At 68.1% G+C, this 25472-nt stretch carries 25 protein-coding genes; 12 read left to right on the top strand and 13 right to left on the bottom strand.

The annotated features are described in order from the left end of the window. Positions 1–81 precede the first annotated feature (81 nt). Positions 82–1194 (bottom strand): alpha-hydroxy acid oxidase, encoded by a 1113-nt coding sequence (locus IEY31_RS01920; RefSeq protein ID WP_188968431.1) that lies wholly within the window; start codon positions 1192–1194, stop codon positions 82–84. Positions 1195–1272: 78 nt separating this feature from the next. Here IEY31_RS01920 and IEY31_RS01915 point away from each other — a divergent pair, with 78 nt between their 5' ends. The 4 genes from IEY31_RS01915 to IEY31_RS01900 all read left to right on the top strand — a co-directional run bounded on the left by IEY31_RS01915 (position 1273) and on the right by IEY31_RS01900 (position 4068). Next, positions 1273–1776, top strand: a complete 504-nt coding sequence (locus tag IEY31_RS01915; protein WP_188968428.1) for a DUF427 domain-containing protein — start codon at positions 1273–1275, stop codon at positions 1774–1776. Positions 1777–1869: 93 nt separating this feature from the next. Then, a complete protein-coding gene (locus tag IEY31_RS01910; protein WP_188968426.1) occupies positions 1870–2274 on the top strand; it encodes a hypothetical protein in 405 nt (134 codons plus the stop codon). 13 nt (positions 2275–2287) lie between these two features. Next, positions 2288–2962, top strand: a complete 675-nt coding sequence (pth, locus tag IEY31_RS01905; protein WP_188968826.1) for an aminoacyl-tRNA hydrolase — start codon at positions 2288–2290, stop codon at positions 2960–2962. 5 nt (positions 2963–2967) lie between these two features. Next, entirely contained in the window at positions 2968–4068 is a 1101-nt protein-coding gene (locus IEY31_RS01900; protein WP_229723253.1) for a M42 family metallopeptidase, read from the top strand. A gap of 94 nt (positions 4069–4162) precedes the next feature. Here the strand turns inward: IEY31_RS01900 and lpdA are convergent, their stop codons facing one another. Continuing rightward, complete coding sequence (gene lpdA, locus IEY31_RS01895; protein ID WP_188968424.1) at positions 4163–5566, bottom strand: dihydrolipoyl dehydrogenase; 1404 nt, start codon at positions 5564–5566, stop codon at positions 4163–4165. A 123-nt stretch (positions 5567–5689) separates the two neighbouring features. After that, positions 5690–6949 carry a cytochrome P450 gene (locus IEY31_RS01890; protein WP_188968422.1) on the bottom strand — a complete coding sequence of 420 codons (1260 nt, stop codon included), beginning with the start codon at positions 6947–6949 and terminating at the stop codon, positions 5690–5692. A gap of 60 nt (positions 6950–7009) precedes the next feature. Here IEY31_RS01890 and IEY31_RS01885 point away from each other — a divergent pair, with 60 nt between their 5' ends. Then, the gene (locus IEY31_RS01885) at positions 7010–7672 is read left to right on the top strand and encodes a hypothetical protein (RefSeq protein ID WP_188968420.1); all 663 of its coding nucleotides are present in this window, start codon (positions 7010–7012) and stop codon (positions 7670–7672) included. Between the two features lie 24 nt (positions 7673–7696). Here the strand turns inward: IEY31_RS01885 and IEY31_RS01880 are convergent, their stop codons facing one another. Together IEY31_RS01880 and gatB are read right to left on the bottom strand one after the other, a co-directional pair. Then, positions 7697–8371 (bottom strand): hypothetical protein, encoded by a 675-nt coding sequence (locus tag IEY31_RS01880; protein WP_229723252.1) that lies wholly within the window; start codon positions 8369–8371, stop codon positions 7697–7699. A gap of 10 nt (positions 8372–8381) precedes the next feature. After that, positions 8382–9854 carry an Asp-tRNA(Asn)/Glu-tRNA(Gln) amidotransferase subunit GatB gene (gene gatB, locus IEY31_RS01875; RefSeq protein WP_188968418.1) on the bottom strand — a complete coding sequence of 491 codons (1473 nt, stop codon included), beginning with the start codon at positions 9852–9854 and terminating at the stop codon, positions 8382–8384. Between the two features lie 121 nt (positions 9855–9975). Between gatB and IEY31_RS01870 the strand changes: the two genes are divergently transcribed. Next, positions 9976–10839 carry an alpha/beta fold hydrolase gene (locus IEY31_RS01870; RefSeq protein ID WP_188968416.1) on the top strand — a complete coding sequence of 288 codons (864 nt, stop codon included), beginning with the start codon at positions 9976–9978 and terminating at the stop codon, positions 10837–10839. Between the two features lie 87 nt (positions 10840–10926). Here IEY31_RS01870 and IEY31_RS01865 read toward each other — a convergent pair whose 3' ends face one another. From IEY31_RS01865 to IEY31_RS01840, 6 genes are all read right to left on the bottom strand, one after another. After that, positions 10927–11751: a cytochrome c oxidase assembly protein gene (locus IEY31_RS01865; RefSeq protein ID WP_188968414.1), complete on the bottom strand. Its 825-nt coding sequence runs from the start codon at positions 11749–11751 to the stop codon at positions 10927–10929. Between the two features lie 24 nt (positions 11752–11775). Next, complete coding sequence (locus IEY31_RS01860; protein WP_188968412.1) at positions 11776–12456, bottom strand: SCO family protein; 681 nt, start codon at positions 12454–12456, stop codon at positions 11776–11778. 4 nt (positions 12457–12460) lie between these two features. Beyond that, positions 12461–12976 (bottom strand): copper chaperone PCu(A)C, encoded by a 516-nt coding sequence (locus tag IEY31_RS01855; RefSeq protein WP_229723251.1) that lies wholly within the window; start codon positions 12974–12976, stop codon positions 12461–12463. A gap of 187 nt (positions 12977–13163) precedes the next feature. Next, positions 13164–13907, bottom strand: coding sequence for a GGDEF domain-containing protein (locus IEY31_RS01850; RefSeq protein ID WP_188968410.1), 744 nt, complete (start codon positions 13905–13907; stop codon positions 13164–13166). A 6-nt stretch (positions 13908–13913) separates the two neighbouring features. Next, positions 13914–14321, bottom strand: coding sequence for a hypothetical protein (locus IEY31_RS01845; RefSeq protein WP_188968408.1), 408 nt, complete (start codon positions 14319–14321; stop codon positions 13914–13916). Positions 14322–14343: 22 nt separating this feature from the next. Beyond that, the gene (locus tag IEY31_RS01840) at positions 14344–14958 is read right to left on the bottom strand and encodes a GNAT family N-acetyltransferase (protein WP_229723250.1); all 615 of its coding nucleotides are present in this window, start codon (positions 14956–14958) and stop codon (positions 14344–14346) included. A gap of 716 nt (positions 14959–15674) precedes the next feature. Between IEY31_RS01840 and IEY31_RS01835 the strand changes: the two genes are divergently transcribed. From IEY31_RS01835 to IEY31_RS01810, 6 genes are all read left to right on the top strand, one after another. Further along, a complete protein-coding gene (locus tag IEY31_RS01835) occupies positions 15675–16559 on the top strand; it encodes an RIO1 family regulatory kinase/ATPase domain-containing protein (RefSeq protein ID WP_188968406.1) in 885 nt (294 codons plus the stop codon). A gap of 110 nt (positions 16560–16669) precedes the next feature. Continuing rightward, positions 16670–18439: a hypothetical protein gene (locus IEY31_RS01830; protein WP_188968404.1), complete on the top strand. Its 1770-nt coding sequence runs from the start codon at positions 16670–16672 to the stop codon at positions 18437–18439. A 176-nt stretch (positions 18440–18615) separates the two neighbouring features. Then, positions 18616–19800, top strand: a complete 1185-nt coding sequence (gene carA, locus IEY31_RS01825) for a glutamine-hydrolyzing carbamoyl-phosphate synthase small subunit (RefSeq protein WP_188968402.1) — start codon at positions 18616–18618, stop codon at positions 19798–19800. Positions 19801–19807: 7 nt separating this feature from the next. Next, positions 19808–20341 carry a hypothetical protein gene (locus IEY31_RS01820; RefSeq protein ID WP_188968400.1) on the top strand — a complete coding sequence of 178 codons (534 nt, stop codon included), beginning with the start codon at positions 19808–19810 and terminating at the stop codon, positions 20339–20341. A 113-nt stretch (positions 20342–20454) separates the two neighbouring features. Beyond that, on the top strand, positions 20455–22782 hold the full coding sequence (ung, locus tag IEY31_RS01815; protein WP_229723249.1) for a uracil-DNA glycosylase: 2328 nt from the start codon (positions 20455–20457) through the stop codon (positions 22780–22782). Continuing rightward, positions 22782–23819 carry a DNA topoisomerase IB gene (locus tag IEY31_RS01810; protein WP_188968398.1) on the top strand — a complete coding sequence of 346 codons (1038 nt, stop codon included), beginning with the start codon at positions 22782–22784 and terminating at the stop codon, positions 23817–23819. Before ung ends, IEY31_RS01810 begins: the two co-directional genes overlap by 1 nt. 7 nt (positions 23820–23826) lie before the next feature. Here the strand turns inward: IEY31_RS01810 and IEY31_RS01805 are convergent, their stop codons facing one another. Continuing rightward, positions 23827–24498 carry an amino acid ABC transporter permease gene (locus tag IEY31_RS01805; protein ID WP_188968396.1) on the bottom strand — a complete coding sequence of 224 codons (672 nt, stop codon included), beginning with the start codon at positions 24496–24498 and terminating at the stop codon, positions 23827–23829. A gap of 147 nt (positions 24499–24645) precedes the next feature. Further along, a complete protein-coding gene (locus IEY31_RS01800; protein WP_188968394.1) occupies positions 24646–25431 on the bottom strand; it encodes a transporter substrate-binding domain-containing protein in 786 nt (261 codons plus the stop codon). Positions 25432–25472: the final 41 nt, after the last annotated feature.

The raw sequence follows: 25472 nt of genomic DNA, 5'->3' as shown, positions 1-25472 counted from the left end.
AGCCGGGGCAGCGCCCAAAGATAGGCGGCGTCCTGGGTGTTGCCCCGGCTCGGCGGCCCCTGAAGGTGGGCGGGGGCGGCCCTAGCGCCTCAGCAGGTCGCGCCCTACCCCCGCCAGATTCTGCCGGCCGCTCAGGGCCAGGGCCAGCCGCACCTCGTCTCGCAGCAGCTCCAGCACCCGGCGCACGCCGGCCTCGCCGCCCGCCGCCAGCCCCCACAGCGCGGGGCGGCCCAGAAACACCGCCCGTGCCCCCAGTGCCAGCGCCTTGAGGACGTCCGTGCCGCGCGTGACGCCGCCGTCCAGGTAGAGTTCTACGCGGCCCGCCACCGCGTCGGCAATCTCGGGCAGCGCGGCAATGCTGCTGATGGCGGTGTCCAGCTGCCGCCCGCCGTGGTTGCTGACCCAGACGTGGCAGCCGTGCTGCACGGCCAGTTCAGCGTCCTCGGCGGTCAGGATGCCCTTCAGCACAATCGGCAGGTGCGTTTGCGCCCGCAGCCAGCCCAGGTCATCCCAGGTGAAGGTCTTGTCCACCAGATTCTGGAAGTAGTTGGTCAGCTGCGAGCCGGTGTCGGTCTCCACTCCCGCCAGCGTCTCGCGGCTGGCGACGTTGGGGGCGCTCAGGTGCGGGGGCAGGGCAAAGCGGCGGCGCTCGTTGGTCTCGCGGCGGCCCAGGTACGGCGCGTCCACCGTAAACACCAGCGCCCGCGCCCCGCACGCCTCGGCCTGTGCGATGATCTCGCGGCTCAGCTCGCGGTCGGCCAGCAGGTACAGCTGAAACCACAGCCGTCCGGCGGCGGCCTGTCCCACCCCGTCAATCGGCGTGTTGGAAAAGGTGCTGAGGGTCATCACGCTGCCCATTCCGGCGGCGGCCCGCGCCGTGGCGAGTTCGGCGTCCGGATGCGCGAGCCCGTGAAAGGCGCTGGGGGCGATGCCCACCGGAAAGTCCAGCGGCAGGCCCAGCACCGAGGTCCGGGTGTCTACCCCCGACACGTCCACCAGCATGCGCGGGCGCAGCTGGAGGCGCGAGAAGTCCTCGCGGTTGGCGCGCAGCGTGTGGCCGTCGTTCGCGCCGCTGGCGTAGTAGTCCAGGGCGTTCTGGTCCAGCCGGGCGCGGCCCAGCGCCTCGATCTCGGCCAGATTGACGGCCCGCTGCAGCGCCCCGAGCTGCTCCGCCGTGGGAAGGCTTGTGGTCATGGTGCAGGGTAGCAAGCGGGTGCGCGCTTGGTGTGCTGCCCGACAGCGCCCCGTGCGTGTTCACGCGATGCTGGCCCCATGTTTCATGCCAGGCCAAGACCCGAGACGCCGCGTGCCGGCCAGGAGAGCGTGTGGGAGTATCCGCGCCCGCCCCGGCTGGAGCGCACCCACAAACGTCTGGAGATCTGGCTGGGCGGCCAGAAGATCGCCGACACCACCGGGGCGTTCCGGGTGCTGGAGACCAGCCACCCGCCGGGCTATTATCTGCCGCCCGGGGCCTTCGCGCCGGGGGTCCTGAGCGCTGCGCCGGGCCGCAGCGTCTGCGAATTCAAGGGTGCGGCGACGTACTGGACGCTCTCGGCCGGGGGGAAGGTGGCGGAGGCGGCCGGCTGGAGCTACGACGATCCCACCCCCGCCTTCCGCGACATGGCCGGATTCATTGCCGTCTATCCGGGCCGCATGGACAGATGCTGCGTGAACGGCGAGACGGTCTCCCCGCAGCCAGGCAACTTCTACGGCGGCTGGATCACCCCGGATGTGGTGGGGCCGTTCAAGGGCGGCCCGGGAACCATGGGCTGGTAGGCGGCAGAAACGGCGCGCGGCACCTTACTCTCCAGGCCATGTCTCTACGTTCTGCAAACGGGCGGCCCTCATCCCGCTTGCTACCCTTGGCCCATGACCGACGCCTCCATCCGCGCCCGCCTCGACGCCCTGGTTCCGGCGCTGCGCCATTTTCACTCGGCGCTGCTGGATTTTGCCAAGGGCGAATACGAATTCCTGCACGGCCCGGTGGGCAGCCCGTTTGAGCTGTACTCGCTGGTGATGAACCACCCGGACTTCCAGTGGCTGCGCCCGCTCTCGGGCCTGATGGCCACGCTGGACGAGGTGCTGGACGCCAGGGACAGGACCCTGACCGGGCAGAACGTCACGGACGTCCGCGCCGCGCTGGGCCTGCTGTTCTCGGACAGCGACACCCGCTTTGCCGACTTCCGTGCCGGGTACACCCGCGCAAAGGGCGACCTGCGCGTGCGCGAGACCGAAGCGAAGTGGCGCGAAGTGCTCGGCAGTCTGGAAGCCTGATGCCGGGTTCGTGGTGAAGCTGGTTGTCGGGCTGGGCAACCCCGGCCTCAAGTACGCCCAGACCCGCCACAACGTGGGCTGGCTGGTGGTGGACGAGGTGGCCCGCCGCGCCGGGGCAACGTGGCTCAAGGGGAAGGATGCGGAGGTCTGCGAGGTCAGAATTGGCCCTGCTCCGGGCGAGAAGGTGCTGCTGGTCAAGCCGCAAACGTTCATGAACGCATCGGGCAAGGCGGTGGCCCCGCTGTTCTCGTTCTACAAGCTGGAGCTGAATGCCCTGCTGGCAGTGCAAGATGACCTGGACAGTCCTTTCGGCCTGCTCAAGTTCCGGCTGGGCGGGCGGCACGGCGGGCAGAACGGAGTGCGCGACATCATTCGCCTGCTGGGTTCGGAGAGCTTCGCGCGGCTCAAGATCGGCATTTCTCGCCCGCCCGCGGGCCGCGATCCGGCCGACTGGGTGCTGAGCAAGTGGCACCCCGACGAGGCCGCCACCCTGGCCGAACTGGTGCGCCTGGGTGCGAACGCGGTAGAGGTCTGGGCGGCGCAGGGGCTGGCCGAGGCGCAGGGGCAGTTCAACGGCACGGACCTGCGGCCCAGGCCTCCGGCCCCAGCCCTGAGCAAACCGGTGTCCAGCGAAAGCGAACCTCAAGACGCGCCTTCCCCGGCGAAACCCGTGGAGGGCTTACCCTGAGCCCCATGGCAAAATCCAAGACTGTTTCCAGCGCAGCGCCCATGTCCTCCGACTCGGAGCTGAGGCTGGACGTACTGATGCACCTGTCCAACCTGCCCGGCGTGCCCGGCCAGGAGGACGCCGTGCGCGACTTCGTGCTGTCCGAACTTGACGGGCTGGCCGACGACGTGCGCGTGGACGCCATGGGCAACGTGATTGCCACCCGCACCGGCAGCGGCAAGGGCGGCAAGAAGAAAGAGGGGCGCGAGCGCGTGATGGTCAGCGCCCACATGGACGAGATCGGCTTTCTGGTGCGTTTCATTGACGACAAGGGCTTCCTGCGCGTGCAGGCGCTGGGCGGCTTCGACACCCGCAACCTGTTTGCGCGGGACGTGACCGTGCATGCGCGCGGCGGCACGCTGCCGGGCATCCTGACCCCCGGTGGCAAGCCGGTGCACATCGCCAGCCCCGAGGAACGCAAGAAGATTCCTGAGGTCCGGGAATTCTTTATTGACCTGGGCCTGGACGCTGAGGAGGTCAGGCGGCGCGTGCGCGTGGGCGACATGGTGACGCTGGACCACGTCGCCCGCCGCGTCGGCTCGCTGGTCTGCGGCAAGGCGATGGATGACCGCGCCTCCGTCTTCATGCTGCTCGAAACCCTGCGCCACTTCCGCAAGACGCCGCCCAAGCATGACCTGATCGCCGTCTTCTCGGTTCAGGAGGAAGTCGGTCTGCGCGGGGCGCACACTGCCGCCTACGGCGTCGAACCCACGGTGGGCATCGGCCTGGACGTGACCCTGGCGGTGGACACCCCCGGCGTCGGCCCCGACGAGGCGGTCACGCGCATGGGCGAGGGCATCGGCATCAAGGTGTTCGATTCCAGCATGATCTCCACCCGCAGCCTGGTGGACGAGTTCTACGATCTGGCCGAGAGCCAGGGCATCCGCGCTCAGATGGAGGTGCTGGCCCAGGGCGGCACCGACGGCGCGGCCATCCAGCGCAGCCGGACCGGGGTGCCCACGCTGACCCTCAGTCTGCCGACGCGCTACATCCACAGCGTCGTGGAGGCCGTGCACGTGGACGACCTACGCTCCGGGGTGGACCTGCTGGTGGCGTACCTGGGGTAGGCAGGGATTCACCGGTAAGCCAATGCAGTAAAAACCCCCAGGGCAGCCTGGGGGTTCTCTCGTTTCTCGCTACGCTCGGCCCGGTGGGCGGCGGTTAGCGGTTCATGATGTGGATGGCCTGCTTGTGCACGGCCTCCGCCGCTTCCAGCACGGCCTCGCCCAGGGTGGGGTGCGCGTGAATGGTCAGGGCGATGTCGCTGGCGGTGGCAGCCATTTCCAGGGCCAGCCCGGCCTCGCCCAGCAGATCAGAGGCGTGCGGCCCCACGATGTGCACGCCCAGCAGCAGATCTGTGTCCTTTTCCACCACCATCTTCACGAAGCCGTCGGTGGCTTGCAGCGTCATGGCGCGGCCCGACGCACTCATGGGGAACACGCCGGTCTTGACCTCATAGCCCTTGTCCCTGGCCTCCTGCTCGGTCAGGCCCACCCAGGCCAGTTCGGGGCTGGTGTAGACCACGCCGGGAATGGCGACGGCGTCCTGCTCGGCGGGTTTGCCGGCAATCACCTCGGCAGCCACCAGCCCCTCTTTCATGGCCTTGTGCGCCAGCATGGGGTTGCCGGCCACGTCGCCGATGCTGTAGATGTGCGGCACGTTGGTCTGCTGGCGGGTGTTGGCAGGAACAAAACCGCGGTCCGTGACGGTGGCCCCTGTCGCCTGGAGGTTCAGGCCATCGGTGCGCGGGCGGCGGCCCACGGCCACCAGCACGCGGTCAAACACCTCGGTGGTTTTCTCGCCAGTCTTGACGTTTTCCAGCTCCACATGCACGCCGTCGTTCTTCTTCTCGGCCCGGTTCGCCTTGGTCTCGGTGGCAATCTCGATGCCCTGCTTCTTCATGATCTTGGCGAATTCCTTGACCGCATCGGCGTCCGCTCCGGGGATGATGTTGGGCAGGAACTCGATGACCTTGACCTTGCTGCCCATGTTGTTGTACACGTGCGAGAACTCGAAGCCGATCACGCCGCCGCCCACGCACAGCATCCGCGCCGGCACCGGATCGGGCATCACCAAGGCGCCGGTGCTGTCCACGATGACCTGCTGGTCCACGTCCAGCCCCGGCAGCTTGGCCGGCTCAGATCCGGTGGCAATGATGAAGTTGGAGGCGGTGTAGGTCTTGTCGCCCACCTTGACGGTGTGGGGGTCCACGAAGCTGGCCTCGCCGATCAGGTGCGTGACCTTGTTGGCCTTGAACAGCGCGCCCACGCCGCCGGTCAGTTTCTTGACGATGCCGTCCTTCCAGCCGTTGAGCTTGGCGATGTTGAGGTTCTGCTCGCCGAAGGTCAGACCGAAGTCGGCGGCGTGGCGGGCGGCGGCGATCTGCTCACCCGCGTGCAGCATGGCCTTGGTGGGGATGCAGCCCACGTTCAGGCACACGCCGCCCAGGTACTCGCGCTCGGCGCAGGCGACTTTCAGGCCCAGCTGTGCGGCGCGGATGGCCGCGTGGTAGCCGCCGGGGCCAGCGCCGATTACCAGGACGTCAAAATCCATCTGTTTGGTCATGCGGGCAGTCTAACGTCCGTCCGGGGGCGCGTCAGTAACCTGCCGGAATAGCTGGACACGCGGCATTGACAAGCTGCAGTGGTGGGTGGGGGTGTGCCCGCCGGTGCGGTCCCAGCAGGCTTTTTAGCCCACCGCCACGTCCAGCCGCTGCACACCCCGCAGCACCGGATTGGGTTTGAACGGCGGGTGGGGATCGGTGACGCGCAGCCTGGGAAAGCGCGTGGCGATGGCGGCGAATGTCTCGCTGATTTCCAGCCGCGCCAGACTGGCCCCCAGGCAGTAGTGTGGCCCGGCGGCAAAGGCCAGATGGCGGCCACTGTTCGGGCGCTGCCAATCAATGCGGTCAGGATCGGCAAACACCTCCGGGTCCCGGTTGGCGGCCCCCAGCATCAGCTGCGCGAGGATGCCGCCGGGCAGCCTTCTTTCGCCCACGCTCACGTCTGCGCCCAGGGTGCGGCCATCGAACTGCACCGGCGAGACCACGCGCAGCAGTTCGTCGGCCACATTGGGGTGGCGGGGATGCTCCACCAGTGCCGCCCAGGCGTCTGGCTGACGCGAGAGTTCCAGCAGGCCGCCGGGAATCAGGTTGCTGGTGGTCTCGTGCCCGGCGGCCAGCAGCAGCACGGCGTTGGACAGCAGCTCGTCGCCGCTGAGGCGTTCGCCGCCGTGCTGAGCGGTTGAGTCCTGGGCGGCGCTCATGGCGCTCAGCAGGCCCGGCTGCGGGTGGGCGCGCAGTTCCTCGGCCAGATCCTGAAAGAAGGCGCGCATCTCGCGGGCGTCGGCGTCGATACGGGCCATCAGTTCAGGAGACTGGTTCATGCCGCCGATCAGCTCGGCCACGCTCTGGGTCCAGCCCACGAAGCGGGCCTCGTCATCTCCCCCCAGGCCCAGCATGCCCATGATCACGCGGGCGGGCAGCGGGTTGGACAGGTCCGCCACCATATCGCCGCCCCCACGCGCCGCCAGGTCGTCCAGCAGCGTGTTCAGCAGCGAGCGCACCAGCTCGCGCTGTTCTTCCACCACCCTGGGCGTGAAGGCCGCGCTGACCAGCCCGCGCAGCCGCTGGTGGGACTGTCCGTTGTGAAACAGCATCATGGACCTCAGCAGGCGCACGCCCTCGGACGCCTCGCTGCTCAGGTTCTGCATGCCGTTGCCGCTCAGTGCGGCGGGCGAGCGCAGCACCGCCGAGCAGGCCGCGTGTCCGGTCAGGAACAACGCCTGCCAGTCGGGAAACTGCGCCTCCAGCACGCCGCCCTCGCCCAGCGCCCGCACCCGCTCGTAGCCGGGGTACGGATCGGCAACGGCCTGCGGGTTCCACAGGCCGTTGATGGCGCTGCCGACAGCGGCGGCGCGGGCCTCACTCATGGGCTCGGAAATTGTCATGCTCCAGCGTGCGCCGTCTGCTACTCGACGCTCAAGCGCCCGAATCGAGTAGGCTGGCCCATGCCCCTGTTCTGGCAGCAGGTGACCGATCCGGACGCCGTGAAGGTGTTTCTGTCGGGCCGTGACCTGCCGGTGCTGTCGGCCCTGATGACCGGCGAGTGGGCGGTGGCGCCGCTGGCCGCCTCGCTGCACCTGCCGCTGAACGCCACACATCACCGCGTGCGCCGTCTGCTGCGGCTGGGGCTGGTCCGGGAGACCCGGCAGGAGGGACGCCGGGGCCGCCCGATCCGGCACTACCGCGCCAGTTCGCAGGCGTATCTGGTGCCGTACCACGCCACCCCGCTGGGTTCCCCGGAGGAGCTTGTCGGCGTGCAGGAGCGCGACTTCACGGCCCGCTTCCTGCACGCCGTGGTGCAGGCCGCCGCGCCGCTGGTCAGCGACGAACGTGACGTCGGCCTGCGCGTCTTTGTGGAGGGCGGCGAGGTCACCGTTGACGTGACCCCCACGGCCGGGGCGTTCCGCTCCGCCGAGCTGCTGCGCCGGGACCGCCCGGCCCTGCTGCTGATCCCCGACACCCTGCACCTGACTCCGGCCGACGCCAAGGCCCTGCAGCGTGAGCTGAGCGAACTGCACGCCCGTTACGCGGCCCGGCGCGGCCCGGAACGCTACCTGCTGCGCCTGGGCCTGACGCCCGACATTCCGGGAGACGCTCCAGGCGGCTGAGCACACGGCCTATATACCGGCCTGCTAGCTGTCTTTGACTGAACTGTCCTTCACCGGCCCGCGCCGGGCCAGCAGCACCCACAGGGCCAGCACGGTGGCGGTCACGTCCAGCACGCCCACCAGCCCGTACACCGTCTGGGCAGCCAGCGTGACGTTTCCGGAAAAGCCCGCGATGGGCACCACGTTCAGCACCGTCATGCCCAGGGCCAGCGCCGCCGAGAGGTTCAACCAGTCCATCAGCCGCCGGGCGCCCGCCGGGTCGCCGGGGTCCGGGGCCAGGCGCACCAGCGAGCCGTTGACCGCGTTGCTGGCCAGGATCGCCGCGCCCCACACGGTCATCAACGCGGTCAGGGCCAGCGTGTTGGCCTCGGGGGCGCCGCCGGTCAGCACGCCCAGCAGGGTCAGGCCCCACAGGGCGGCCCGGAACGAGGTCAGCCAGGGAAAGGCCAGGGCCAGCGCCCGCAGGGTGCCGTCCTGCGGCGCGGTGGCCTGCCCGGCACTCAGCCGGGTGAACACCAGCGTCCACCACGTCAGCACCAGGGCGGCCAGAAAGGCGTCGAAGGCGTTGATCCAGCCCTGCGGCCCGAACTGCCCCTGCCACAGCGCAAAGGCCACCGTGCCGAACACCGCCACCACCTGCGCCCACAGGAAACCCAGCGCCAGCGGCCGCAACCGCGCTGCCGGAAGCGGGAGCCTCACGCGCCCAGGCTCACAGGCCCAGCTTGTGGGTCAGGCGTTCGCGCACCACTTCCGGCTTGGCCTTGCCGCCCATCGCCTTCATCACCGGGCCGAACAGCGCGTTCATGGCCTTGGCGTTGCCGGCGCGTACCTTGGCCACGGTGGCCGGGTCCGCTCCCATGGCGGCGTCGATGGCCGCGTCAATGGCGCCGGTGTCGGTGACCACGCTCAGGCCGCGCTGCTGCACCAGCGCGGCGGGATCGTGGCCGGCCAGCACGTCGGGCAGCAGGTCCTTGGCGATCTTGCCGCTGATGGTCCCGGCGTCGATCAGCCGCACCAGGGACGCGAGGTGGGCCGGTTGCAGGGCCGACTGGGCCAGACTCTGCTCAGACGCGGCCAGTGCGCCTGCCACCTCGGTCAGCAGCCAGTTGGCAAGCTTCTGGGCGTCTGCCCCGGCCCCCAGCGCCGCGTCGTAGAAGCGTGACACGCCCACGTTCAGGCTCAGCGTCGCCGCGTCGTTCCCGCGCACGCCCGCCGCCAGATAACGCTCCAGCTTCTGCGCGGGCAATTCGGGCATCCGTGCGCGTACCTGCTCGATCCATTCCGGGGTGATGTCCAGCGGAGGCAGGTCCGGTTCCGGGAAGTAGCGGTAGTCGGCCTCGCCCTCCTTGGTCCGCATGACAAAGGTCTTGCCGCCGCCCTCGTCCCAGCCCAGCGTGTCCTGCGTGATGCGCCCGCCCGCCTCCAGCACGCGGGCCTGCCGCAGCGTCTCGTACTCGATGGCCCGCTCCACGCTGCGGAACGAGTTGAGGTTCTTGACCTCGCACTTGGTGCCCCACGGCTCGCCGGGCCGGTGGATGCTGAGGTTCACGTCGCAGCGCATCTTGCCCTCTTCCGGCGTGGCGTCGGACACGCCCAGCGCCTGCGCGATGGCCTGCACGGTTTCCAGAAAGGCGCGGGCCTGTTCGGCACCCGTGATGTCGGCCTCGGTGACCATCTCGATCAGCGGCGTTCCGGCGCGGTTCAGGTCCAGCAGGCTGTACGGCGCGTACAGCGGGTGCATCAGCTTGCCGGCGTCGTCTTCCAGGTGGGCGCGCTTGATGCGGATGCGCGTGCCACCAATGTCCAGATACCCGTCCCGCGCAATCGGGCGGTCATACTGCGACAGCTGAAAGTTCTTGGGGGCGTCGGGGTAGAAGTAGTTCTTGCGGTGAAACTGCGTGAAGCCCGACACATCGCAGTTCAGGCCCAGGCCAAACATGATCCCCAGCTCCACCGCCTCGCGGTTTAGGGTGGGCAGCGTGCCGGGCAGCCCAAGCGTCAGGGGATCGGTGAAGGTGTTGGGGGCCGCGCCGTGGTAGTCGGCAGGACAGTCGCTGAAAATCTTGCTGCGCGTCCGCAGTTGCAGGTGAACTTCCAGGCCAATCACCACCGCGTAGGGCGGGGCCGTTTGGGATTGGGCCGCGGGGGCCAGGGTTTTGTGGTGCGGGGCCGCTTGAGACATGCCGGAAGGATAGCGCCGGGCCACCGCATCCAGCAGAATCAAGGTAATAGTGGTCCAGACCGGTTTGTCCTGCAGCAGAACCGGGCATGTAGAATTGTCCTGCACACCAGGAGGTTTCCCGATGATCGAAACGGACCTGACCCTGAAAGATGGCCGCACCCTGCATGTCTACGACACGGGCACGGAGGGGCTGACTGACCCACTGGCCGTGTTCTGGCATCACGGCACGCCCAATATCGGTGCGCCCCCCGAGCCGCTGTTTGGGGCGGCCAGACGCCTGAACATCCGCTGGGTGTCGCATGACCGGCCCGGCTACGGCGGCTCCTCCGCGCTGCCGGACCGGAATGTGGCCTCGGCGGCAGGTGACGTCGAGCAGATCGCCGACGCGCTGGGCATCGCTGAGTTCGCGGTGATGGGCCATTCGGGCGGCGGCCCGCACGCGCTGGCCTGCGCCGCGCTGCTGCCGGAGCGGGTGCTGGGGGTGGTCAGCGGGGCCGGGTTGGCGCCGTACGGGGCCGCTGGGCTGGATTACTTCGGGGGCATGACGCCGTCGGGCGCGGTGTCGCTGCGGGTCGCTGCTGCGGGGCGCGCGGTCAAGGAGGCCTACGAGGCGTCCGAACCGGCCTTTGATCCCGACACTTTTACCCCCGCCGACTACGCCGCCCTCTCCGGCCCGTGGGGGTGGCTGCACCGTGTGGTGGGGCCAGCGACGGCGCAGGGTCCCGGCGGGCTGATCGCCGACGATCTGGCCTACGTCGCGCCGTGGGGCTTTGAGCCGTCGCAGATCGGCGCGCCGGTCCTGCTGCTGCACGGTGGACAGGACCGGGTGGTGCCGGAGGCCCACGGCGAGTGGCTGCTGGCCCATCTGCCCACCTCGGAACTGTGGTGCTGCCCGGAAGACGGCCACATCTCGGTCCTGGGGGCCGGTGAGGCGGCGCTGGAATGGCTGCGGGCGCGGGCCGATGACAGCGCATTGGCCGGCTAAACAACAGGGTTTCCATCATCAACATCCCCATCCAATCGATTGACGGATGGGGGAGAGGGCAGGCTGGTTCAGGTACTCTGACAGGCTTCAGGTGGGCGGCGCGGCCTCGTTGCCCCCGCTCAGCTCCACCAGCCACTGAAACAGCTGGATAAAGGCCAGCGCCAGTGCGGGAATCCCGGCCAGCATCATGATCCAGCCGGACAGCTGCTGGTTTTGCAGTGGCGAGAGGTTCCACAGGCACAGCGCGTTCACGTAGGGGGTGTACAGCACGTTGGGTGCGTACAGCCACACCGACGCGACGGCCATCATGGGAATGGCGGCCAGCAGGCCGAAGCCCCCGCGTGAGCCCATGCTGGCGGGCTGCACGCCCGGCAGGGGGCGCAGGATCACGCTCCAGACCATCAGGCTGCTCAGCAGGTACAGCGCGGGCAGCAGGGCGGCGGCGGTGTTGGTCACCACGCTGGCATTGAACCCCGCCGGCACGTTCCAGAAGATGATCACCGCCGACCACACGGCCAGCGCCACCCACGGATCAAGCAGCACACCCAGCGTCCGGGCCGCTGCGCCGCGCGCACGGATTTTCACCCCCCGTGGAATGCCCAGCACCAGCAGCGGCGGCACGATCTCGGCCAGCAGCATCAGGCGGCCCATGTAGAGCGCCATGCTGCTGCCGGTCATGGTGGCCGCGCGGCTCTGGGTGGTGATGAGCAGCAGCAGGATGCCCAGCCCGAACATCACCGCCCGCCAGACCGGCCAGCGGGCGCGGCCTTCAGGGGTACGGCAGGCCAGAAACAGACGCCACAGGTAGAACGCCGTGACCAGCAGCGTGGGCACCAGAAACAGCAGGTCAGGGGCCGGGATCAGCAGATCCAGCAGCGTGGGATCGAGGTTGATGGGGGTGGGGGTCCTCACGGTACTTGTCTCACAGTCGGGTCCTCATCGGGCAGTCGCCAGCACGTGGCGCACGTCGGCCACCACGCGCTCCACCTGGGGCAACTGGGTGTAGTCCCACAGCACCCGCAGCCTGCCTTCGCTGTCGATCAGGTACGTGGCGGTGGTGTGGTTCATCTGGTAGTCCGCGCCCTTGACCTCGGCCCGCTGGTAGCCCACGCCGTAATCGCGGGCCACCCCGGTCAGGGCGGGTTCCGGGATACGGATGCCGGTGGCCTTGCCGAAATACTCCACGTATTCCTTGAGGCGCTCCGGGGTGTCGCGGGCCGGGTCCACACTGACCAGCACGGTCTGAAAGCGGTCCCGGTCTTCTGCGGGCAGCGCCGCCTTGACCCGGTCCAGGTAGGCCAGCGTCAGCGGGCAGATGTTGGGGCAGTGCGTGAAGCCGAAGAACAGCGCCGTGACCTTGCCGTCCTGTCCCGGCACGAAGGCGTAGGGCTGGCCGTCCTGATTGGTGCCGGAAAAACCTGCCGCCGCCGTGTTGGAACCGTAGGCCGTGCCGTAGAAGGGAAATGGACTCTTGATGCGCGCGAACAGCCAGGCCGCGCCCAGCAGCAGCGCCACGGCCACCACCGCCAGCAGCGCCGAGACGTACCACGGGCGCCCGACCGGAGCGCTCTGAAGTTCGGGGCTCTGGGTGTTGGGGGAGAGGGGCAGTTCGGTCATACGCTCAGGGCTTCCTGACAGCGGCCTGGAAGGTAAAGGTTCGTCCGTCCATGGCGCTCAGGATCAGGGTCAGCGTCTCGCCCACCCGCAGGGGCCGCTTGAGCTTCATCAGCATCAGGTGATCGCCGGTGTCGCTCAGGACCAGCCTGCCCCCGGCGGGCACGGTCAGGGTCCTGGCCACGCTCATGCCCTGCATCCCGCCGGACGCCTTGCGCGTCACCATCAGCATGCCGTGGTCGGCCACGGACGCCGACACACCACTCAGCACCACCGGGGTCTTGCCTGTATTCGTCAGTGTGCCGAAGACGCTGGTTTCCTTGATCATCGGCGGGACCGCCACCACGGTGGCGTTCTCGGCCTTCAGCGGCAGCGTGCCGGCTCTGGCACTGGCGGCGCTGGCCTTGCCCGCTGCCGGGGTGGTGGTCATGGGGTGGGCTGCGTGCTGGGCAAGGCCGGGCAGGCCCAGGGTCATCAAGAGGACCGCGCCGATCAGCGTCCGGCGGGAAGTGGTCTGGGGCATAGGGCAACTCCTTGTGAATGAGAAGGCAGCGGCCAGCAAAGAGGGCCGTCTGCTGGAGACAGGCGCAGTCTAGGCCACCCGTGGGGGCTGAATTGTCCCCCGGCGGCCCCCACGGGCAAGACCCGGCGCGGGTTCCCGGACTCCACTGAGGGCTGGCCTGGGAGCGGTGGTCTGGCGCGGCACGGGGCTAGCTGGAGGCGGTCAGCTCCACTGCCGGTGGCCGATGGGTGAGCCCTGCGGGGGCGTGACTACCTGCCCGTCCACTTTTTGTGTGAAGGCCGTCGGTACCGTGCAGGGTCTCGGCGGGGTCCATGTTCATCCGGGCGCGGCCCGTGTGTTTGGCCCGGTACAGGCGGCGGTCTGCCAGATCCAGCAGCCCCGCCGCGTCGCTGGATTCTTCCGACAGGGCCGCGCCGATGCTGACGGTAACGCGCGGCAGGGTCTCCGGCCACGCCTGCCCGGCCAGCGCCTGCTGAATGCGCCCGCCGATCCGCGTCAGGCGGGCGCGGTCTCCCGGTGCGAGCAGCAGGAATTCCTCGCCGCCCCAGCGTGACACCAGATCACCTGCCCGGGCGCACGACCGCAGCGTCTGCCCCAGCGCCACCAGCACCCGGTCGCCCACCTCGTGGCCGTGGGTGTCGTTGACCTGCTTGAACAGATCGATGTCGATCATCAGCACCCCGAGGGGCGACGCAGGAGGTCCAGTCCGTGCTCCAGTCCGTGGCGCCCTCACCTGACCGACGTAGTGGGCCTCAAGCCGCCGTTCCAGCGAGCGGCGGTTGGGCAGCCCGGTCAGCGGGTCGGTCAGGGCCAGGTCCGCGTACAGCGCCGTGCGCGACAGTTCCTGCTGAATCTGCCGCCCGGCCACAGTCATCTGCCCGATCAGGAACAGCAGAAAACCCGTGTACAGCAGCGGCACCGGGTCGCCCATCCCCTGCTACAGGACCAGCAGGATCAGCGCCGCGTACAGCACGCCGCCGCGCACGGCGGCCTGTTTCAGAGGCAGCAGGCCGAACCAGATCACGAAAAACAGTGGCACGGTCAGCGATTCCCGTGCGCCCAGGGTCAGACCACGCGCGGCGAAGTCCCACAGAAAGCAACTGGCCCCAATGTTCGCGCACCACACCACCAGCATGTCCAGCCGGTGCGCCGAGACCCGGCGGCTTAGCGTGGCCGGCAGCAGCGCGGCACTCAGGACCGCCACCAGCGCAGCCCGCCAGTTGCCCTGCGGCAGTTCTCCGCTGGCGATGGCCGCGTGAACCGCCACCGAACACACGCACAGCACCAGATATCCCTGTCGGCGCAGGGCCTCGAGCCTGCGTTCGCGCAGCGCGGTCTCCGGCATGGCCGTATCCTAGATGAGGGGCTTACTGACCGCCGCTACATTTATCACACATCCCTTCCTCATCAGGCCGCTTCCTCAGCGCCCGCACCCAGGTCACCCACATGCGCTCCACGCGGTAGCCCAGCCGGGTGTTCACGCGCAGCAGCGGCAGGTTCAGCACCGTCCCGCCGGTTCCGGCGTGCGTGTACCCCCCGGTCCTGGCCCAGGCCAGTGCGCGGGCCTTGACCAGCGTCGCCAGACCACGGTCGCGGTGGTCCGGGTGGGTCACCGTGCCCTCGCTGTCGACCTCGTTACCGTCAGGGGTCAGCCGGGTCAGGGCCACGATCTCGCCGCGCCAGCGCCCCACGAAAACCGTTTCCTGACGCACGATCATCTCGCGCAGATCGGCGGCGCTCAGGGGGTCCGGCGTGGTGGTGGGATTGCGCGGCGCGTCGGCCAGCCCGCGCCCGTGCAGGGCATATAGGGTGGCCCAGTCGGCCTCCGGCGCGTCATTGGAAAGCTGCTCGACCTCGTATCCCTTCAGGAAGAGGCGTTCTTCCAGCCTTTGAAAGGCCGTGAAATCGAAACCGCTCAGGTCCAGATGCGCTCCCCAGGACTGCCAGGCATTGCGGAAGCCTGCCGCCCCGAAGAACCCCATCTGCTCGCCGAAATCCTCACGCGTTACGCCCAGCAGCCGCGCACGCTGTCTGTGACGAGGTGGGCGACGGCAGCGGCATCGGCGTTCTGGAAGGGGCGTACCGCGAACCCGCCTGCTGCGCTGTGTTTGTGGGCATCACTCATGGCGTCATCTTGAGCCTGCGGCCAGGTTAGGGCGAATGTTGCCGGTAAGCCAGATGGCGCACTTCCTGCATATGCGCTGGGTGAATAGATATCATCTTCGCCATCGAACGCAGACACTGGGTATCCAGTCCAGCTTATACTCAACCATCATACACAGAGAGTCTTGACACGATTACGCTTCTGACGTATTATGCTTACACCGGAACGGGAGCGCCGATGGTGTGTTCGCAGTCCAGCCCGGAGGAAGCCTCGACTTCCCCAGTTCCATAGACCAGAACAGCGTCAGTGCAGGTCGCGCCCCCACCGTTTCAGGGGGCGCGGCTTCGTTGTGCCTATTAGGCATGATGGCCTAGCGCCGTCTCTCTGTGGCCCTTGACCTGCTACGCTTCTCGCATCACCGAAAAAGGAGGTGCGCCTATGACCGAAATCAACAGGATCAATGTTCCGAAGGCCCAACGCAACGAAATCCTCTTCCCCGCAAATCGGAGTAATTTTGCTGAACCACGTCCTGAACCACGTCATAGTGCCGCCCCTGACCTCGGATACACCCTGGCCTAGCGTCCAGAGGCACCCATGAGCGCCCGCTGGATTGAGGCCGAGCTGGAGGACGCAGATACCGCGCCGGAGCGCCGCCGCCGGTCCATAAAAAAGAAGTTGCTGGGCCGCCGCAGGCTTGATGACCTGACCGCTGGACACCCGGAGCAGATCGCCGACGACACCATTCGCCGTCTGATCGATCTGGGGCACATCACCGGGATCGTGGCCGAACTCAAGAGCGGCAAGGAGGCCACCGCCTATGTGGCCCGTGGCCCGCGCGGCAGCGTGCTGGTCAAGCTGTACCGTGAACTGGAAGCCCGCAGTTTCAAGAACGACGCCGCGTACCGCGAGGGCCAGGTCATTCTGGACGAACGCGCAGCGCGGGCCATGAAGAGCCGCAGCCGCAAGGGGCTGGAGATGCTGCAAGCCGGCTGGGTCAGTGCCGAGTACGCGCACCTGTGGGCGCTGTGGCGGGCCGGACTGAGCGTGCCCGAGCCCCTGGTCGGTCCCAGCCCCTTCGACTACGACGCCACCACCCCCGCCGTGCTGATGCGCCTGATCGGCACCGAGGACCAGGTGGCCCCGCGCCTGAGCGACGCCCGCCTGACCCCCGAGGAAGCCCGGAGCGCGTGGCAACAAGCCGTGCAGGGCCTGGCCGATCTGCTGCGGCTGGGCTACGCGCACGGCGACTACAGCACCTACAACCTGCTGTGGTGGGAGAACACCGTGATTATCATTGACTTTCCGCAACTGACCACCCGCCAGAACCCCAACTTTCAGGCGTTGCTGCGCCGCGACGCCCACAGTCTGGCCACCTCCTTCCGCAAACACGACGTCGGGCAGGACGCGGAACAGACCCTGCGTGAGGTTCAGCGTCTGGCACGCGGCTGGGGGCCGGAGCCGAGGATCGTGCTGCCGTGAGACAGGTGGCCCCCGGCCAGGGCCGCACCGCGACTTGTTGGGTCCCGGCGGGATGTTCCCTCCACCCAATTGCTGATCCGCTCACCCTTCAGGGTGCTTATGCTGTTCCCATGAGAAACGCATTCCTCCTGATGGCCCTGCTGGGCGGCGTGTTCTCCACCGCCCACGCCGCGTCCCTGTCCGGACAACTGCCTGCCGGGGCGTTGCTGACCCTGGAAACGAAGAATGCGGGCGGAGCCATCGACCGCTTCGCCGGGCTGCTGATCTCGGTGGTCAGCAGCGTGGCCGGGGACGAGGAAGGCAGCCAGATGATCGGCGGCTTTCAGCAGATCCTGAAAGGCTCGCTGGGGCAGGAGGCCGTGGCGGGCGTCTTCTCGGTAGGCAACGCGGGCGGCACCTTCTCGCCGGAACTGCTGGCGGTCTCGCGCGTGGACCGACTGTCGGGCGAATTCTTCTCCAACCTGATGGAGCCAAAAAAAGGCGCCCGGGTGGGCAACTACACCTTCTCGCGGCAGGGCAGCGCCTTCGCGGGGATGTCCAACGGGCTGGTCTACGTCTCCACCGACAAGGACCTGCTGATGGGCTACTTGGGCCGCCTGAGCGGCAAGGCGGCCCCCCGCCTGATGAATTCGGTGGCCTACACCGTGCCCCAGCGGGCGGTGGGCCAGCAGGAGATGTCGTTGTTTCTCAACTTCTCGGCCACCGCCAAGGTGATTCGCGGCGCCCTGAGCAAGACGATCAAGCTGCCGCGCCTGCTGTCGCCCCTCGTGGACGCCCTGGACACGCTGGGGCAGTACGCGGCGGGCTTCACCACCAACGCCGGGGGGCTGACTGCCGCCTCCGCGCACGCCGCCAACGCGCAGGGCAGGGACCAGCCGCTGTACCGCATCCTGACCAGCAGCACCGATTTCGCCGTGCAAAACGTCATTCCTGCCGACGCCGAGAGCGTGGTGGCCTCCGCGTGTCATCCCGAATCCGGCGCGTACCTGGGGCGCTGGCTGACCCGCGTGGACCTGTTTGACCCGCTGGGCTTCCTGACCGACAGCCAGCTGGCCAGTCACCTGGAGCGCTCGGCCCGCTACCTGGGCAACGAGTGCGCCCAGGTCACGCTGGCAGGCGGCCTCAAGGCGGGGTTGGACGCCAGCAACCCGCTGTCGGGCCTGAACCACACCGTGACCTACCGGCGTGTCGCGGACATGGACGCTGCCAGGGCGCAGATGCCTGAATACGTCAGCAGCGTGAACGCGGCCATTGCGGGCGCGTCGGACAGCCTGAAGACGCTGCTCCGGGACGACGCGCTGGGCGACATGGGCCGCGTCATGCCCGGCGGGGTGAGCGCGGCGGCAGCGGCAGGCGGCGCGGCGGCGGGCAGCCTGAAGATGGTGGACGATCTGCTGGGCCACCTGAAGATGGTGGACGATCTGCTGGGCCACCTGAAGATGGTCTACGCCTTCCGAGACGGGTACCTCGTCACGGCCTTCAGCCAGACGGCCCTGGACGCCGCCGTGGACGACGCTGCCCCGGCGCTGGCCCAGGACGCGGCTTTTCTTGCCGCCGGGCTGAACACGAAGTTTTCTGGCGGGTGGATCTACGCCCCCAACCCCGCAGACCTCAGCGGCCAGGAGCTGTCGCGGGCCATCCTGAGCGTCATGGGCGCAGACGACGGGGACATCGCCGACGCTGTGGAGCCAGACGGCGCGGACGCGGATATGACGGCTGAGGATGGCGAGATGGACGACGGCGAGATGATGTCGGGCATGATCGGCGGCGTCAGCGACCTGATGGCCGACCTGATCAACCGCTACGACGGCCACACTGTGCAGAGCGCCGTGCAGGGCAACGTGATCGCCGGCAAAACCAGCGTGCGGTACCGCTGGTAACCTGCGCCCTTCCGCGCCCGCCCCGGCAGAACGTGAGCCGGGGCGGGCGCGGAAGAGCGCCAGGCGTGGATAATAGGCAACCGGGCCAGGGGCCGCGCTGCGTGCCCTACGCTACACACCACGCTCTGCATACGCCATGAAGTGCGTCCTGTGAGGCGCAGATGGAGGGGAGAACCATGATCAGAAAAGAACGCGCGATTCTGGCGCTGGAAGACGGAACGGTGTACCGGGGTTACGCTTTCGGCCACCGGGGCGAAACCGTGGGCGAGGTGGTGTTCAACACCTCCATGACCGGATACCAGGAAATCATGACCGATCCCAGCTACAACGGGCAGATCGTGACCATTACATACCCGCATGTGGGCAACTACGGCGTGGCGATCTACGACATGGAGAGCAACAAGCCCTACGTGCGCGGCTTCATCTCGCGCGAATTTTCCGGCGAGTACAGCAACTACCGCGCCCAGCAGTCCCTCGAAGCATTTATGCAGCAGTACGGCGTGGTGAGCATCCAGGGCATCGACACCCGCGCCCTGGTGCGCCGCCTGCGCACCGGCGGCGTGGTCAAGGGCGTGATCGCCCACCGCTCGTACACCCACCCCGAGGACGCCTACGGCGAGTTCTCTCCGGCCGAGGAGCAGGTCTACGTGCAGCGTGCCCTGGACCATCAGGACATCGACGGCCACGACATGACCAAGGACGTGACCACCGCCCTGCCCTACGCCTTTCCCACGCTGCGGCACGGCAAGCGCGTGGTTTTAATGGACTTCGGTATCAAGCACACCATCATCGAGCGGCTCTCGGAGGTGGGCATCGAGCCCATCGTGGTCCCGGCGCACACCACCCCGGCGCAGGTGATGGCGCTGCAACCGCATGGGTTGTTCCTCAGCAACGGCCCCGGCGACCCGGCCCCGCTGGAATATGCCCACAAGACCGCCTGGGAACTGATGGGCCTGCTGCCCACCTTCGGCATCTGTCTGGGCCACCAGATTCTGGGGCTGGCGGCAGGCGGCCAGACCTTCAAGATGAAGTTCGGCCACCGGGGCGGCAACCAGCCGGTCAAGAACCTGCTGACCGGCAACGTGGAGATCACCGCCCAGAACCACGGGTACGCGGTGGACCTGGACAGCATTCCCAACGGGGCCTTCGTGGCCACCCACATCAACCTCAACGACGGCACGCTGGAGGGCATGGCCCACAGCCGTTACCCGGTCTTCAGCGTGCAGTACCACCCCGAGGCCTCACCGGGGCCGCACGACAGCCGCTACCTGTTTGACCGCTTCATCGAGGAAATCGACGCCTTTGACGGCGCCACCGGCACGCCCACCGAGAAGGCGCTGACCGGGCGACTGGGCGTCTGACGCCGGCATGAGGCTCACCCCTCGCGTCCTGCGTCCTGCGCTGCTGGCCGCCCTGCTGGCGGCTTCGGCGCTGGCCCAGGGGCCGTCCGAACCGGCGCCAGTCATCAGGAACGGCGTGAGCTTCGTGATGGCGCAGGACCTGGTAAAGGTCAGCGTCCAGAACGGCGTGCGCGCCGAGCAGTTCATTCAGAGTCCCAGTGCCGTGCAGGCCGGCGACATTCTGCGAGAGCAGGTCACGGTGCGTAACGTCCGGGGCCAGACCATCGCGCAGGTGACCGTGGGCATTCCCATTCCGCGCGAAACGGTCTTCAGCGGAGGCGTGACCCCGAACAGCTCACGCTGGACGGTAGCCTACAGCGCGGATGGGGGCCGGACCTACAGCCCCAGGCCCATGCAGGACGTGACCGTCACCGAGAACGGCAAGTCGGTGACCCGGTCGCAGCCTGCGCCGCCTGAGAGCTACACCCACGTGCGCTGGACCGTCGCCGGGCTAAGGAAGGACGAGACCCTGAAACTGGAGTTTCGCGTCAGGGTCAGATAATTTCGGGCATCCGGGCGGGCCGTTCTGAAAGGGGCGGCCCGCCTTCAGGTTTCCCAAAGCTCCAACCGGTCTCTTCTTACCGTCCCCGGCGCAGCCGTACATAAGACTGCGGTGTGCCTGACCCTGCACAACTCAGCGGCCCGCCACGTGGCGGCGCACAGCCCGGCCCGGTGCAGCTGGTCTGGTTCAAGAAGGATCTGCGCGTGCAGGACCACGTGCCGCTGCGCGAGGCGGCGGCGCGTGGCCCGGTCCTGCCGCTGTTCATCTACGAGCCCGAGCAACTGGGCCACGAGGAATTTGCCGGGCAGCACCTGACGTATCTGAACGACTGTCTGCGCGAGCTGGACGCCAGCCTGCGCGGGCTGGGCACGCCGCTGGTGATCCGGCACGGCGAGGCGGTGGAGGTTCTGGAACGCCTGAGCCACGAACTGCCGCTGGGCGGCATCTGGGCGCACCAGGAAACGGGCAACGGCGTGTCCTTTGCGCGGGACCGGCGGGTGCGGGCCTGGGCGCGGGCGCGCGGGCTGCCGCTGGCCGAGGTGCCGCAAAACGGTGTGGTGCGCGGCATGAAAAACCGCGATGGCTGGGCCGATGCCTGGGAGGAGCGGCTGGGCACGCCGGCCCTGCCTGCGCCGGAAGGGCTGCGCGGCACCGGGGTCTTACCGTGCCGGACCATGTCGCACGCCGAACTGGGCGTAGCGGCGAACGACAAGACCATTCCCCCGGGCGGCGAGGCAGTGGGCCGGGCCACCCTGGACTCGTTCCTGGCGGTGCGCGGCGTGAACTACATGCGCGAGATGAGCAGTCCCCTGAGCGCCGAATACGCCTGCTCGCGCCTGAGCGCGCCGCTGGCCTTCGGCACGGTGTCCCTGCGGACGGTGGTGGGGGCCACCCGGCAGCGGCTGGCCGCCGTGCGCGGCGACACCTGGGCTGATCCGCGCTGGGTCAGATCGCTGCGCAGCTACGAGAGCCGGCTGCACTGGCACTGCCACTTTATTCAGCGGCTGGAATCCGAGCCCGGCATGGAGTTCCGCAATCTCAACCGTGCCCTGGACGGGCTGCGCGAGGACGACTGGACCCCCGAGTTCTATGACCGCTGGGCGCATGGGCAGACCGGCTACCCGCTGGTGGACGCCTGCGTGCGGATGCTGCGGCAGACCGGCTGGCTCAACTTCCGGATGCGGGCGATGCTGGTCAGCTTTGCCAGCCAGCATCTGTGGTTGCACTGGCGGCAGCCGGGCCTGTTTCTGGCGCGGCAGTGGCTGGACAACGAACCCGGCATCCACTGGTCCCAGATGCAGATGCAGAGTTCAACCGTGGGCATCAACCGCGTCCGCATCTACAGCCCCACCCGGCAGGCCCGGGAGCAGGACCCGGACGGGGTGTTTATCCGCCGCTGGGTGCCGGAACTGGCGGACGTGCCGGGGGATGTGCTGCACGCGCCCTGGGAATGGAGCGGGGCCGCCCGGCTGAATTACCCGCCGCCAGTCGTGGACGAGAACCGGGCCGGACGGCTGGCCCGCGTCCGCATCGCTGCCGCCCGCGCCTCGCCGGCGTTTGAGACGGAAGCCAGACGCATCTACCTCCGGCACGGCAGCCGCAAGAAGGCCGTGATGCGCGCAGAACGGGTCGCGCAAGGACTGCCCGCCAGACCCCCCAAAAAGACACCCGCCACCCCCCCCACCCCCAGGAGACTCCCCATGAGCGATCAACCGGACCTGTTCGGCAACGCCCCCGAAGCTGCCAGACCCATCATCCCTGCCGGATTGCCACAGTCTTGGAAGGACGCCCTGTCCGGGGAATTCGCCGCGCCGTATTTTCACGAGCTCAAGGACTTTCTGGTGGAGGAACGCGCCGCGCAGACCATCTATCCGCCCGCCGCCGACGTGTTCAACGCGCTGCGCTTCACGCCGCTGGACCGGGTCAAGGTCTTTATTCTGGGGCAGGACCCGTACCACGGCCCCGGTCAGGCGCACGGCCTGAGCTTCAGCGTGCGGCCCGGCGTGCGCGTGCCTCCCAGCCTTCAGAACATCTACAAGGAGTTGCAGACGGATATTCCCGGCTTTCAGCCGCCGCGCCACGGGTATTTGAAAAGCTGGGCCGAACAGGGCGTGCTGCTGCTGAACGCCGTGCTGACCGTGCGGGCCGGGCAGGCCAACAGCCACGCGAACAAGGGCTGGGAGGCGTTTACCGACGCGGTGATCAGGGCCGTGAATGCCAGGGAAGAGCGCGTCGTCTTCGTGCTGTGGGGCGCGTATGCCCGCAAAAAGGCCAAACTGATCACCAACCCCAACCACGTCATCGTGGAATCGGCCCATCCCAGCCCGCTGAGCGTGACCAAATTCATGGGAACCCGGCCCTTCAGCCGCGTGAACGCCGCGCTGGAGGAGGCCGGAGAAACGCCGATTGACTGGCAACTTCCCGAGAAGGCGGTCGAGTAATGCCGGGCCGCACCGAGATCTTGCAGGAGGAATACCTGCGCCGCGAGGGCAGCGATCCCAGGAAATTCAGGTACTTCTGGCCGGACGGCACGCGTTACGAGGACCAGGAAGGCATTGCGCGCATCAGTAGTCTGGCCGTGCCGCCCGCCTACGAGGACGTGTACGTTTCTCCCGACGCCGACGCCGAGTTGCAGGCGTTTGGCCGTGACGCAGCCGGACGGCTGCAATACCGCTACCACCCCGATTTCGTGCAGGCCGGGGCTTTGAAGAAGTGGCAGCGGCTGACGCGCTTCGCCACGGCCTTGCCGACGTTACGTGAGGTTACTACCGCCGACCTGCGCCTGCAGGGTCTGCCGCCGCGCAAGGTGATGGCCCTGATGACCCGGCTGCTGCACGTCGCGCATTTCCGGGTGGGCAGTGACGCCTATGCCAAGCAGCACAAGACCTACGGCCTCAGCACCCTGCGCCAGCGGCACGTGAAGGTAGAGGGCAATCTGGTCACCTTCGACTTCCGGGGCAAGCACGGCATCACGCAGAACAAGGCGACGCGCAACTCCACGCTGGCAAACAACATCACGAAACTGCTGGAACTGCCTGGTCCGTGGCTGTTCCAGACGGTGGCCGAGGAGGGCCGCCGCCGCGTCCGCGCCCCGGAGTTGAACACTTACCTGAAGGAGGTGATCGGTCCCTTTACCGCCAAGGATTTCCGCACCTGGGGCGGCACACTGCTGGCCGCCGAGTATCTGGCCGAGGTGGGGGTGGCGGGCACCGAGCGCGAGGCCCGCCGGGTGCTGGTGGACTGCGTCAGACATGTGGCCGAGGACCTGGGCAACACGCCCGCCGTCACGCGGGGCAGCTACATCTGTCCGGTGATCTTCGACCGCTATCTGGAGGGCAAGGTGTTGGACGACTACGAGCCGCGCGCCGGACGTCTGCCCGCTGAACTGGAGGGGCTGAGCCGCAGCGAGGCGGCCCTCAAGCGCCTGCTGGAAAGCGAGAAGGCATTGAAGATCGGAAGAGGCAGGCGGGCGGCGTGAGGCCCCGTTAGCTGCCGCGTGAGAACCGGCGCTCCAGCCGGCGCTGCACCACTTCCAGCGCGCTGCTCAGCGCCCAGTAGATCAGCGCGGCGGCCAGATACGGGCCGAACGGCTCGAAGGTGCGCGCGATCACCAGCTGGGCGCTGCGCAGCAGTTCCACGACCGTGATCACCGAGACCAGCGAGGTGTCCTTGACCAGCCCGATCAGGCTGTTGCCCAGGCTGGGCAGCGCCACCCGCGCAGCCTGTGGCAAGATGACCAGCCGCATGGTCTCGGCGCGACTCAGGCCCAGGCTGTAGGCCGCCTCATGCTGGCCTTTCGGGATGCTCAGAATGGCGGCGCGGATGGTCTCAGACAGGTAGGCGGCGGCGTTCAGGGTCAGGGCCAGCACGCCGCCCACCACCGGGCTCAGAATGATGCCGAAACTGGGCAGGCCGTAATAGATTACGAAGATCTGCACCAGCAGCGGGGTACCCCGGATAAACGACACGTACAGCGTGGCCAGCCCGCGCACCGGCGCCGGCGCGTACAGCCGCAGCAGGGTCACGATCAACCCCAGCGGCAGGCCCAGCACCATCGCCGCGAGTGCAAAGCCGATGGTCAGCCGCGCCCCTACGAGCAGCGCGGGGACGGCGGCCCAGGCACTCTGGAGAATCAGTTGAAGTTGTTCGGTGTCCAAGGGGGCGGCTCCTTCGGTGGCCCGGTCCGGGGCGGAGAAATGCGGCGGTCTGCCCGCAAGAAGGCAAGGATACTCAGGCTTCTAGGCTCCCAGCGCAAACCCCTCCCAGTCTGGCGGGGAGGGGCGGCGGGAGGGCGGGCCGGAGGTTCAGGGCTTGCTGACGTCCTGTCCGAACCACTGCTGCCCGATCTTCGCCAGGGTGCCGTCGGCCTTCATGCCCTTGAGGGCAGCGTCCACGGCGGCCTTGAGGCCGGTGTTGGTCTTTTTCATCGCGATGCCCATGCTGTCCACCGACCCGGCGTCGCCCACGCCCTTGATCGGCAGGCCCTGGGACTTGGCCAGGTAGCCGATCAGCAGGCGGTCGTTGTAGATGGCGTCTAGTCGGCCACTGGACAGGTCCGCCAGGTACTCCGGCGTGCCGGGATACGTCACCACGGTGATGCCGCCCGCCTCGCGCAGGTCTTTCTCGAACACCGTGCCCAGCCCGACACCCACCCGCTTGCCCTTCAGGTCTGCCAGCGTCTTGTAGGTTTGACCCCTGGTGCTGTGCACAGCAATCTGCGGGCGGCTGAAGACGTAGGGGTCGCTGAAGGCGATGCTTTTCTGCCGCTCAGCGGTGATGCCCACCTGGTTGATGATCACGTCGTACTTGTTCGCCTGCAACCCGGCCAGAATGCCGCTCCACTCGGTCAACACGAATTCGGGCTTGAGGCCCAGTTTCGCGGCCAGCGCCCGCGCCACGTCCACATCGAAGCCGGTCAGCATGCCCTTGTCGTCCTTGAAGGTAAACGGCGCGTAGGTGCCTTCCACGGCAATCTTCAGCACGCCCTTGCTCAGGGTGGGCGGGGGCGTGGCGGTCTGGGCCAGCGAGAACGCGGCGGTGCCGAGCAGCAGTGCAGTGCCTAATACCAGCGTGGGACGGAATGCGCGCATAGCTTCTCCTTGGGATCGGCCCGGTGAAGGCGCCGCTGAAA

The organism is Deinococcus aerolatus, assembly GCF_014647055.1.
Taxonomy (GTDB): domain Bacteria; phylum Deinococcota; class Deinococci; order Deinococcales; family Deinococcaceae; genus Deinococcus; species Deinococcus aerolatus.
Note: the sequence above shows the minus strand (reverse complement) of the source record. Positions and strands in the feature narration are given on the sequence as shown.

Coding starts and splice junctions, on each gene's coding strand:
- IEY31_RS01920 (WP_188968431.1), bottom strand. CDS start 1,194: ATGACCACAAGCCTTCCCACGGCGGAGCAGCTCGGGGCGCTGCAGCGG.
- IEY31_RS01915 (WP_188968428.1), top strand. CDS start 1,273: ATGTTTCATGCCAGGCCAAGACCCGAGACGCCGCGTGCCGGCCAGGAG.
- IEY31_RS01910 (WP_188968426.1), top strand. CDS start 1,870: ATGACCGACGCCTCCATCCGCGCCCGCCTCGACGCCCTGGTTCCGGCG.
- IEY31_RS01900 (WP_229723253.1), top strand. CDS start 2,968: ATGGCAAAATCCAAGACTGTTTCCAGCGCAGCGCCCATGTCCTCCGAC.
- lpdA (WP_188968424.1), bottom strand. CDS start 5,566: ATGACCAAACAGATGGATTTTGACGTCCTGGTAATCGGCGCTGGCCCC.
- IEY31_RS01890 (WP_188968422.1), bottom strand. CDS start 6,949: ATGACAATTTCCGAGCCCATGAGTGAGGCCCGCGCCGCCGCTGTCGGC.
- IEY31_RS01885 (WP_188968420.1), top strand. CDS start 7,010: ATGCCCCTGTTCTGGCAGCAGGTGACCGATCCGGACGCCGTGAAGGTG.
- gatB (WP_188968418.1), bottom strand. CDS start 9,854: ATGTCTCAAGCGGCCCCGCACCACAAAACCCTGGCCCCCGCGGCCCAA.
- IEY31_RS01870 (WP_188968416.1), top strand. CDS start 9,976: ATGATCGAAACGGACCTGACCCTGAAAGATGGCCGCACCCTGCATGTC.
- IEY31_RS01860 (WP_188968412.1), bottom strand. CDS start 12,456: ATGACCGAACTGCCCCTCTCCCCCAACACCCAGAGCCCCGAACTTCAG.
- IEY31_RS01855 (WP_229723251.1), bottom strand. CDS start 12,976: ATGCCCCAGACCACTTCCCGCCGGACGCTGATCGGCGCGGTCCTCTTG.
- IEY31_RS01850 (WP_188968410.1), bottom strand. CDS start 13,907: ATGGGCGACCCGGTGCCGCTGCTGTACACGGGTTTTCTGCTGTTCCTG.
- IEY31_RS01845 (WP_188968408.1), bottom strand. CDS start 14,321: ATGCCGGAGACCGCGCTGCGCGAACGCAGGCTCGAGGCCCTGCGCCGA.
- IEY31_RS01840 (WP_229723250.1), bottom strand. CDS start 14,958: ATGGGGTTCTTCGGGGCGGCAGGCTTCCGCAATGCCTGGCAGTCCTGG.
- IEY31_RS01835 (WP_188968406.1), top strand. CDS start 15,675: ATGAGCGCCCGCTGGATTGAGGCCGAGCTGGAGGACGCAGATACCGCG.
- IEY31_RS01830 (WP_188968404.1), top strand. CDS start 16,670: ATGAGAAACGCATTCCTCCTGATGGCCCTGCTGGGCGGCGTGTTCTCC.
- carA (WP_188968402.1), top strand. CDS start 18,616: ATGATCAGAAAAGAACGCGCGATTCTGGCGCTGGAAGACGGAACGGTG.
- IEY31_RS01820 (WP_188968400.1), top strand. CDS start 19,808: ATGAGGCTCACCCCTCGCGTCCTGCGTCCTGCGCTGCTGGCCGCCCTG.
- IEY31_RS01810 (WP_188968398.1), top strand. CDS start 22,782: ATGCCGGGCCGCACCGAGATCTTGCAGGAGGAATACCTGCGCCGCGAG.
- IEY31_RS01800 (WP_188968394.1), bottom strand. CDS start 25,431: ATGCGCGCATTCCGTCCCACGCTGGTATTAGGCACTGCACTGCTGCTC.